Source organism: Ruminococcus sp. AM43-6 (genome assembly GCF_003461785.1).
GTDB lineage: Bacteria > Bacillota > Clostridia > Oscillospirales > Ruminococcaceae > Hominimerdicola > Hominimerdicola aceti.
The window spans coordinates 1-10,310 of record NZ_QTXU01000006.1 but is presented as its reverse complement, the minus strand read 5'-3'; the positions used below and the strand labels follow the sequence as shown (position 1 = coordinate 10,310).

11 protein-coding genes are annotated in these 10,310 nt (G+C 42.2%); 1 reads left to right on the top strand and 10 read right to left on the bottom strand.

The annotated features are described in order from the left end of the window. Positions 1–120 precede the first annotated feature (120 nt). The gene (locus DW938_RS05340) at positions 121–2,871 is read left to right on the top strand and encodes a glycoside hydrolase family 3 protein (RefSeq protein WP_118124122.1); all 2,751 of its coding nucleotides are present in this window, start codon (positions 121–123) and stop codon (positions 2,869–2,871) included. A gap of 224 nt (positions 2,872–3,095) precedes the next feature. Here the strand turns inward: DW938_RS05340 and DW938_RS05335 are convergent, their stop codons facing one another. The 10 genes from DW938_RS05335 to DW938_RS05295 form a co-directional block, all read right to left on the bottom strand. Then, positions 3,096–3,365 (bottom strand): hypothetical protein, encoded by a 270-nt coding sequence (locus DW938_RS05335; RefSeq protein ID WP_117877033.1) that lies wholly within the window; start codon positions 3,363–3,365, stop codon positions 3,096–3,098. 13 nt (positions 3,366–3,378) lie between these two features. Continuing rightward, the gene (locus DW938_RS05330) at positions 3,379–3,870 is read right to left on the bottom strand and encodes a gamma-glutamylcyclotransferase family protein (RefSeq protein ID WP_118124121.1); all 492 of its coding nucleotides are present in this window, start codon (positions 3,868–3,870) and stop codon (positions 3,379–3,381) included. A gap of 11 nt (positions 3,871–3,881) precedes the next feature. After that, on the bottom strand, positions 3,882–4,994 hold the full coding sequence (locus DW938_RS05325; protein WP_118124120.1) for an amidoligase family protein: 1,113 nt from the start codon (positions 4,992–4,994) through the stop codon (positions 3,882–3,884). Positions 4,995–5,054: 60 nt separating this feature from the next. Beyond that, positions 5,055–6,671: a recombinase family protein gene (locus tag DW938_RS05320; protein WP_118124119.1), complete on the bottom strand. Its 1,617-nt coding sequence runs from the start codon at positions 6,669–6,671 to the stop codon at positions 5,055–5,057. Beyond that, complete coding sequence (locus DW938_RS05315; protein WP_118124118.1) at positions 6,607–7,548, bottom strand: recombinase family protein; 942 nt, start codon at positions 7,546–7,548, stop codon at positions 6,607–6,609. The genes DW938_RS05320 and DW938_RS05315 overlap by 65 nt, the downstream gene beginning before the upstream one ends. Positions 7,549–7,654: 106 nt before the next feature. Further along, positions 7,655–9,181, bottom strand: coding sequence for a recombinase family protein (locus tag DW938_RS05310; RefSeq protein ID WP_118124117.1), 1,527 nt, complete (start codon positions 9,179–9,181; stop codon positions 7,655–7,657). Between the two features lie 72 nt (positions 9,182–9,253). Then, positions 9,254–9,367: a DUF3789 domain-containing protein gene (locus tag DW938_RS05305; protein WP_117897719.1), complete on the bottom strand. Its 114-nt coding sequence runs from the start codon at positions 9,365–9,367 to the stop codon at positions 9,254–9,256. Between the two features lie 12 nt (positions 9,368–9,379). Continuing rightward, a complete protein-coding gene (locus DW938_RS14730) occupies positions 9,380–9,538 on the bottom strand; it encodes a hypothetical protein (RefSeq protein ID WP_181982725.1) in 159 nt (52 codons plus the stop codon). Further along, the gene (locus DW938_RS05300) at positions 9,531–9,878 is read right to left on the bottom strand and encodes a type II toxin-antitoxin system PemK/MazF family toxin (protein WP_117864168.1); all 348 of its coding nucleotides are present in this window, start codon (positions 9,876–9,878) and stop codon (positions 9,531–9,533) included. Before DW938_RS05300 ends, DW938_RS14730 begins: the two co-directional genes overlap by 8 nt. Position 9,879: 1 nt before the next feature. Next, on the bottom strand, positions 9,880–10,083 hold the full coding sequence (locus tag DW938_RS05295) for a hypothetical protein (protein ID WP_117905928.1): 204 nt from the start codon (positions 10,081–10,083) through the stop codon (positions 9,880–9,882). Positions 10,084–10,310 lie beyond the last annotated feature (227 nt).

Genomic DNA, 10,310 nt, shown 5'->3' with positions numbered 1-10,310 from the left:
GGACAGGATATGTTATATAAAAAGTAAACCCATTGTTCATAGTATCTTTATTGAATAGGTGGGAGGGTTGTGCTATAATACACTTTGAAATTCAATAGAAAATTTGGAAAGGTGAAAGCTATGGAAAGAATACTTGATTGGAACAAATATCTTGATACTGCGGCGAAAATGGTTTCTGAGGGAATCGTTATGCTCAAAAATAATAACAATGCTCTGCCGCTTGATACAGACAAAGAGGTGGCTGTTTTCGGACGCATACAGTTTCATTATTATAAAAGTGGAACAGGCTCGGGAGGAATGGTGAACGTTACTAAGGTAGTGAACATTCTGGACGGGCTTATTGATAATGGCGTAAAGGTCAATGAGAAACTTCTTGACACATACAGAAAATGGGACAAGGAAAACCCATTCGACTTAGGCGAGGGCTGGGGCGGAGAGCCGTGGTCGCAGAAAGAGATGCCACTTGACGAGGGGCTTGTCAAAGAAACTGCAAAAAGCTGTGAAACTGCCATTGTGATAATAGGCAGGACGGCAGGTGAGGAGCAGGACAACAGGCTGGAGGCAGGCTCTTATTTGCTAAGCGATGACGAGATAGCTATGCTCACGGTGGTGAGGGAGCATTTCAAAAAAGTTGTTTTGCTTCTCAATGTGGGAAATATCATAGATATGACCGACATAAACAGAATTGCCCCTGACGCTGTGCTTTATGTTTGGCAGGGGGGAATGACAGGCGGAAAGGGTACAGCGGACGTTTTGACCGGAAAGGTCAGCCCAAGCGGAAAGCTTCCTGACACTATCGCATCCAAGGCGTTGGACTACCCTTCGGACGCTAATTTCGGCAGGGAGAAAAGCAGGGATATTTACGCTGAGGATATTTATGTGGGATATCGCTATTTTGAGACTTTTGCTAAAGAAAAGGTGCTTTATCCGTTCGGATTTGGTCTTTCATACACTGCGTTTGAGATAAAGACGGTAAAGGCTGAGATAACAGAGGGGGCTGTGAAGCTTTCTGCATCGGTGAAAAATATCGGTTCTTACAAGGGCAAAGAGGTAATAGAGGTCTACTGCGAAGCTCCGCAGGGCAAGCTCGGCAAGGCGGCTAGAGTGCTTTGCGGCTTTGAAAAGACCAGGGAGCTTGTACCGCAGGAAGAGCAGGTGGTTGAGATAGCAGTGGATATCTCAAAGCTTGCTTCTTATGACGATTCGGGTGTGACGGGCAACAAGTCATGCTATGTGCTTGAAGCAGGGGAATATAAATTCTATGTGGGCAGTGACGTGAGAAGTGCTGAATATGCTTGCAGTTTTGAGCAGGGTGAGGATCTGGTAACAGAAAGGCTCACTCAGGCGCTTGCTCCTGTGGAGAGTTTTGAGAGGATAAAGCCTGTTTGCGAGGGCGGAGCTTTCAGCATTGGCAGAGAGGCTGTGCCTGTGTCTGAGGTAGACGAAAGTGCAAGGCGTTTGGAGAAGCTTCCGAAAGAGATAGCATACACCGGTGACAAGGGCATAAAGCTTTGGGACGTTAAGAACGGCAAGAACACAATGGACGAATTTATTGCACAGCTTTCAGACTATGACCTTTCCTGCATTATAAGGGGCGAGGGCATGGGAAGCCCTAGGGTCACGGCCGGTACGGCTTCGGCGTTCGGGGGAGTGTCAGAAAATCTCAATGGCTTTGGAGTACCTGCGGGCTGCTGTTCGGACGGTCCGTCGGGTATGAGGCTTGACTGCGGCACAAAGGCTTTCAGCCTGCCGAACGGCACTATGATAGCTTCTTCGTTCAACAAGGAGCTTACAAGGGAGCTTTTCACTTTTATGGGGCTTGAAATGGCAGCAAACAAGGTGGACTGTTTGCTTGGCCCCGGAATGAACATTCACAGACACCCTTTGAACGGCAGAAACTTTGAGTATTTCTCGGAAGATCCTTTTCTTACCGGCAAAATGGCGGCGGCTGAGTTAAAGGGCATGGCTGGTGCAGGGGTGACGGGTACGATAAAGCACTTCTGCGCAAACAATCGTGAGACGAACAGGCATTTTATCGACTCGGTGGTATCGGAAAGAGCGATCAGGGAGATATATCTAAAGGGCTTTGAGATAGCGGTAAAAGAGGGAGGAGCTTCCTCTGTTATGACCACATATGGCAGAGTAAACGGCTTGTGGACGGCAGGAAACTTTGACCTAAACACTGTGATACTTCGTGAGGAATGGGGCTTCAAGGGCTTCACCATGACGGACTGGTGGGCGAACATAAACGTTCGTGGAAAAGAGCCTGACAAGACGGATTTTGCGGCTATGGCTAGGGCGCAGAACGATGTTTACATGGTTTGTCCTGACGGCGAAAAGAATGGCGACAACACCCTTGCCGCCCTTGAAAATGGCGGTATAGAGAGGTGTGAGCTTCAGAGAAATGCGGCGAACATATGCGGTTTTCTTCTTCATACTAATGCTCTTAAACGTGCGGAGGGTATTGGAGATGTTGTCAAGGTGATAAACCGTGAGGACGAGGAGCAGGAGGACGACAAGCCTGTACAGTTTTACAAGGTAGACCGTGACATAACTCTTGACCTTAGTGATGTTGACACAAAGAAAGGCACTTCTTACAGCTTTGCCCTTGACCTATCAAACTTCGGTATTTACAGGGTGATAGTTACGGCAAGCTCTACACAGAGTGAGCTTGCGCAGATACCTATGACGTTGTTCAGCATGGGAACTGCGGTGGGTACGTTCACGTTCAACGGCACTGGCGGCAAGGCTGTTTCAATGGAAAAGGAAACGCCTATGTTCTCACGCTTCACAACTTTCAGGATATACTTTGCACAGAATGGGCTTGACCTGCACAGTATCAGGTTTGAGCTGACGGACGAGAAACGTTGATTTAAGGCTAGCGTTATGTTTTGTGCAAGTGAATAAACAGCAAGATCGGTCAGTAGATCCCAAATGGGATTACTGACCGATTTTTTGTGGTATTTGTCGGTGATTTGGGCATGAAAAAAGGACTATCGAATGATAGTCCTGAAACTGTCTTGCTGATACCAAATGGATGCATATCTAAAACAATATAAATTATGACCATTCCGATTAAAAATTATTTCTACCGGTCAATGTTCATTGAACTCATCACTCATTCTACGGTATTCCTTCTCCTCACAGTCAATATAATCCTTAGCAAATTGTTCCACTTCTTCAAGACTGTCTTCCAGCAGTTCAAAATCCACCGCCGCCGAAAAAACATCAATCTCAAGCTTTTCAGACTCATCAGCAAAAACTTCTATAGTAAAGCCTTTACAGCGAATATCATTACCGTCCTTATCCTCCCGATGCAGATCAGTATCGGGAGATATTTTCACATAAAAACCATTGTATTTCATTCAACCACTCTCCTTAAAATTTCATCTGCATATCGTCGTCAAGATCATAATCCTCGTCAAATTCATCATTTACTGAATGTTCAATAAATAGTGAATTTTCCAGAGCTGTAATTAGGTAACTCTCGTCCAAACCGTTTTCTTTGTACCCTTGTAAAATAGTGTTATAATATCTGCTGCTCGGCGGAGAAAGCTCCCCATAATTTATCAGATATGCCATACCAGTACAAACTTTCCCATTCAATTCAAAGGACATATTTTCCTGCCTGTAAAACCTCGGATAGCCCTCGTATCTGTTGAGATTTGGTAAATCCCTTTCGTCAAGCTCCCATATCAGAACAGGAACACTTGCCCCTTTATTCGGAACAATGGTTGCAACGCCTCTAAATTCCAATTCATAATCCTTGATTTCCGCCGTTCCTACAACCTTTGAATGAGGACATCTGTATGCCATTTGCTCCAAATTTATATTGCTTCCATATGCAATATATAGCTGTTTTTTACTCATTGTGACCTCCATTACATACTCATTTCAAACGATTCTTCTTGTTCATCTTCGTACTCCATAATTTCCTCACATTCGCTTTCTGACGGCTCTGAAATTTCATCGGGTACATTTTCGTTTAACTCTCGAACCTCGCTTACAGGCTCGACACGCTGCTCACGGACGGCTTGCCGTTCAGCTTCACGCTTTTCTTTCAGCTTTGCCCTTGCAGCGATTCCGTCCTCCGGGTGCCGCCATGCAATATCGCCATCCAAATGTTTTAGCAAATGCGTTCTGCAATTCTTGAACTCATCTCCGATAAGTCCAAGATTCAAAAGCCATACACGAAAGCTGTACCGCATATTATCGCTTTGCGAAACGTGCGGAGAACAGTATTTCTTAGTCATTGCCGCATTGCTTATGGCAAGCGCAAGAACTATCTGACTTCTTACCTCTCCTGCATGAAGACTTCCGTTGTATGCCCTTATCTCGTAATGACCATGCTGAAAGAATGAGTGCAGATTGCAGATAACATATCGGCTATTTGAGTAATGCTGAAACTGTTCGCTCATTCTGCCGTGATACCAAAGCCCCTTTATTTCTTCCATATCTTTAGGCTTTTTTCGGTTAATTTCCTCGATGAACTGCTTATCCATCTTGTGACAGTAGGATTCACGAGCAGAAGAAACCTGCAAAGCGTCCCACAGAAAGTCCTCCTTACTTGCAAAAATATTTACAAGATTGCGTATCTGCTGCGGAGTGTAATCGTCTGCCGAAATGTGAATATGCGTGCCTGCACAATATCTCGGACCCGTTACTCCGCCCGCTTTTCTAAGAACTCGTACAACCTCCTGCAAAAGCGGAATATCCTCATATTCAAGAACAGGAGAATTCATTTCCACACTGTAGGATTTGGACGCTCGGTCGCCGTTTGCATTGTAACAGCTGATACTTCCGTCGTACACAATAGACCAATCCCTTCTTTTAATATCTTTAACCGTATATTTATCATAAGCGCCACCCTCATGGACAACCTCTCCTCCCAGAACACCTGAAATTGCTTTTGCCGCCTGACAGCGAGTTAAGCCTGTCATTTCTATCTCAATTCCATATGAACGGTTTTTTATTCCTTCAAAATTTCCTGCCAATGTAACACCTCCCAACAAAAACAGCCTGCAGATTTCTCCGCAAGCTGTAAATTTTAATCGTTATTCAATTTCCGTTCTGACCTCGTATCCGCCCTTGAAAATTACCAGTATTTCGGTCTTACTCACAACCTTTACACATTCTATCAACTTGCGTATCAGCACATTATCGAATATTTCCAACTCAAACTTTTCATGCTCTATCATGTTCATAATTTTATTGAGCTTTTCCTGAGTTTCAGCAGAAGTCTGATTTTGTGATTTCAGCATTGCAAGCCGTTCGCTCAACTGCTGTTCTTCCGCATAAAGCTTTGCAAACTCACTGTCAAGCTTATCCTCATCGCAACCGCCCGAAGCGATTAAGTCCACTAAATCATTTCTTGCTTGGTCGATTTCCCTAAGCCTTTTTTCGGCAGCTAAAATATCCTCCTGCCCCTGACATTCAAGCACAGAGCCGATATTTGCTTTCAAAATCCTCACAATATCATTTCGGCAGGAATAGTAGTTATTTATCGCCCGAATTATCGCCTTATGGAGTTGTTCTTCTTTTATCGTCGGCGAATCGGGACAGTACTTTTTGCCGTGTTCCAAACGGCTGATACATCGCCAGACAATTTGTTTTTTGCCGTTTCTTGACCATATCCTGCGTCTGTATGGAGTTCCGCAATGACCGCATATCAACAGCTCGGATAACGCATATTTTCCGCTGTATTTGCCTTGCTCAGTTTTGGTGTTATCACTGATTTTTCGCTTGGAAGTGCGCCTTGCAAGTTCCTGTTGTACTCGGTTATATGTGTCACGGTCAACTATCGGAGCGTGATGGTCAGTAACCAGATACATCGGTCGCTCTCCGTTATTTTTCACCACTTTGTGAGTTATGCAGTCCACCGTGAAAGTCTTTTGCAGAAGTGCGTCACCGACATATTTCTCTTTTTTCAGAATCCGCTGAACCTCGCCTTTACTCCAAATATTTTTGCCTGTAGCTGTCTTTCTGCCCTGAGCCATAAGCGTATCTGCGATATTTAAAAGCGTGTATCCGTCAAGGTACATATTAAAAATCAGCTTAACTGTTTCCGCTTCTTCAGGAACTATTTCAGGCTTGCCGTCTGCACCTTTTTTGTAACCGAGAAGATATTTATACTGAAACTGTACCTTGCCCTCACGGTAAGCTTTTTCTTTTCCCCAGCTTACATTTTTGCTTATTGACTCCGATTCTGCCTGAGCAAAACTTCCGTACAGAGCTATCATAAATTCAGAAGTCATTGTCATCGTATTGATGTTCTCTTTCTCGAAAATCACTCCGATCCCGAGGTCTTTCAACTGTCGCACATATTCCAAACAATCCACAGTATTTCTGGCAAATCTTGATATCGACTTGGTAATTACAAGGTCGATTTTCTTGTTTCTGCACATACGGATCATGCGATTAAATTCGGTACGTTTTTTTGTCTGCGTTCCGCTTATGCCCTCGTCAGCAAATATTCCTGCCAGCGTCCATTCCTTTTTTCGATTAATTAAATCAGTGTAATACGCAATCTGAACCTGATACGAATTTTGCTGTTCCTCCTGCTCGGTAGAAACTCGGCAGTATGCGGCAACTCTCAACTGGTGGTATTTACTGCGATTTTCCGCAGTCTGCACTTTCGCAGGAATTATCGTTACATTTGTTGCTGTGGTCATTTTCAAGCTTCCTTTCCGTTATATTTTTTATTCGCACTCCATTTATGAGTTCAACCTCTATGGTACAAAAATGGCTTATCCAAATTCGTGAAACACACGCTTTGAATAAGCCTATATCGAGCGTATTTAATTGTTCGTGATTTTTAAGAAGTGCCTTGATTTCCGCTGCTTTCTGCGGACTGTCATTGTAAGTACAGCAGTCGTACTTCATCTCGGCAAGCTTGAAAATCTCAGCTTTCACTCTGTCAAAATCCATTTGAAGGGAATCTGTCATCTGATTAATTTCATTTTGTTTTCTAATCACATCTACAGTAGGGGAATACACGCTTATTTCGCCGCCGTACTCTAAAAGGCTGGGATTTGCAATAGCAGTGTTTAAAACGGTCAGCACTGCACCTATTATCATTTGATCTGTCAGTCGATATTCATATTTAAAGCAATCGGGATTTCCACAGTTCCAATATTCACGTCCTTTGCCGTTAGTTCTTCTGAAAAGCTTTTCTCCGCATTCAAGGCAGTATGTAACCTTTCTGATTTCCTGTAAATCATCGCATATCGAATTAAACGTAGTAGCTTTTCTCACTCGCTTTTCATTGGCAGTTTTAAAGGTTTCCTCATCAATTATCTGCGGATATTTGTCAGTTCCGAGATACTTTTCATTTTCGATTATCCGCTTGACCATATTTTTGTTCCAACGGTCAGAATCCTCAGTATATCGTATTTTTTCGGACTCCATCAGTTTTGCGATTTGAAGTAAACTGCTGCCATTCAGATATTCTCTGAAAATCGTTGAGACTGCGTAAACTTCTTTCGGATTGGTAGTTATTTCGCCGTTTTTCATGCAGTAGCCGAACAAGATTACTCTGTTTCTTGCCATTGATATCACTCCTTTCAACCAACAAGGATACCACAAAATTCTGCGGAAATCCAGTGCCAAAACTAACAAAGAAATGCCCTGCAATTTTACTGCAAGGCATTTTCTGTTATATATTTTCTTTGAACTTCAATCCGCCAATCAAGTGAAACTCCAGCTCATGCTGATCTATTACCACGATCTTCTCAACGATACTCTCAAACGTAGATTCCTCAAACTCGGTTATCGGCTTATCTCGCTTTTCAAAGAAGTCGAACAGCATTTCTATCTGTTCAAGCGTTTCATCCTCATCGTCGGAACGTGAAAGCTTCTTCAGCTCAACTTGCAGCTTATTGATTTTAGCTGTAAGCTCCGTAGTCTGTTCAATATACTTAGCCTCGTCCAGAAATCCTTTTGTTTTCAGCCTTGCGAGTACATGGGTCTGCTCCTTAAGTTTTGCGATTTCTTTGTGAATATCCATAACATTGGTGTTTCCGCTAAATTTTTTCAGCTTTAAATCCTGTAACGACGTTTGGAGAGGTACAAGATTTTGCTTGTAATTGAATAACAGTTTGTTGTGAAGTATTATAAAACTCTGCCTAATAAACTTTTCCTCAATTCGTTTATTTGTGCATAGTTGCGCTAAATTATCATGCCTGCGGCAAACCCAGTATATTTTATCACCACTACATTTACGCTTATATTTTGTTCCGCAGTTGGCGCATATAATTTTTCCGCTGAACGGTGATTCTGACAATATGTTCTTATGCTTTCTACATTCTATTAGAGCTTGTGCTTTTTCAAACATTTCTTTTGATATTATCGATTTGTGTGTGGCTTGAATATAATATTGAATTAACTCACCTTTATTAGGGAGTTTTCTATACGGAAGTGTATTCGTGGTAAATGTTTTTTGATATTTTGAATCACCGATATACTTTTCATTGGACAAAATATATCGAATGCCGTAATAACTAAAATTATCCTTATATGATGAATACTTATTTTGACAAATTTCTGAAATTCGCTGATAACCAATACCATTCAGAAACATCTCAAAAATCTCTTTTACTATCTGAGCTTGTATTTCGTCAATAATTAACGAGCCACTACTTAACTTATAACCAAAGGGCGCAGAAAAAACATTTATTGTTCCTTTTTCAAATCTTTTCTGATAACTCCATTTTATATTTTTTGAGATCGAAGTTGATTCCTCCTGCGCCAAACCTCCCATAATTGTTATCATCATTTCATCGGTCATATTGGCAGTATCGATATTCTCTTTCTCAAAATATATCGTAATTCCCAGCGATTTCAGTTCTCTGACGTTTTTCAGACAATCCCTTGTATTTCGGGCAAAGCGGCTTATTGACTTGGTGTAAATTCTGTCAATTTTACCCTTTCGGCAGTCCTTCATAAGTCTCTGAAACTCGTCACGCTTGTCCTCACGGGTTCCTGTGATACCTTCGTCGGCATATATGTCGATCAGTTCCTCTGTTTCCGAATCCTCAAAAAAATGACTGTAATACCTTGTCTGAGCCATAATGGAATTGAGCTGATCTTCGCTGTCTGAGCTTACTCGGCAATATGCTGCACAACGGATTTTTGCTGTTTGTTCTTCTGCTATTGTAGGCTGTATCACCGTTACTGTCGGCATTTTCTCACTCTCCTTTCAACCAACAAGAATACCACAAATCTTTTCAGAATGATATTACCAAACCCGACAAAATTACTTGTCCGAATTTGACATATTTTCATCTGCCTGCTTTGCCGCAGTACAGAGACACATTGCGAATACTCCTGCTGTACCGCCTGCAAGCAATCCAATAATAAATCCTAACATATCAATACCTCCTCACGCTGCGTCCCTTGAAGACGGGAACTGACCGTATATATCTTCCGTATTTTTGCTGTTAAAATTCTGTTTATCGTCTGCATCAAGAATTTCATCAAGCTTGTCCGCAAATACTCTTGCCATAAAATCACAGTATTCTGCTTGTCCAAATTTAGTCATCAAAATCAACTCCTATACTTATTTTCATCGCTTTTTCTACTTTTTCCATAAGTTCAAAATCAACTGAACCCACGTAACTTTTCAATCGGTATCTGTCTATCGTCCGTATCTGTTCCGCAAGCACGATTGAATCCTTGGGCAATGTTTTTGAACCTCGGATATGAATATGAGTGGGAAGATAATGCTTTTTTGCCGTCGAAAGCGGAAGAACCACGATCGTTGGGCTGTGCCTGTTTCCCACATTATTCTGTACCACCAGCACAGGACGAATACCGCCTTGCTCTGAGCCGACCACGGGATTCAAATCTGCGTAAAAAATATCTCCACGTTTAATCAGCATTTCATTCACCTTTTCTGTATCTTACACACTTATGAAACGGACAAAACAGTACGTCGGTATTCCTGTCATACCACACACAGCCTTTGCATGGGTGATTATCTGAAAGCTTTATGCACGGGATTCTAACATCAATGCCGAATTTACTTGATTTTAGCTGAAAGTCAAATAGCTTCGGCGTTTCTTTTTCTTCTGATATATCATTCATACTATCAGCCTCCTGTTCTTGTGAATTTAATATGTAAATGGCGTTGTAAAAAAACAGCGCTCAAGGAGTCGAGATTTCCTGCTTTTGGGAAATCTTGACTCTTTTTTATGCCAGATCGCAAAAATAACTATTTTGGCTGAATTTTGGGTACAGCAAACACAGCGGCACAAAAACTGCGTTTTTGCCGTGTTGAAAATCTGGAAAATATTCTAAATTTATGCCGCTTT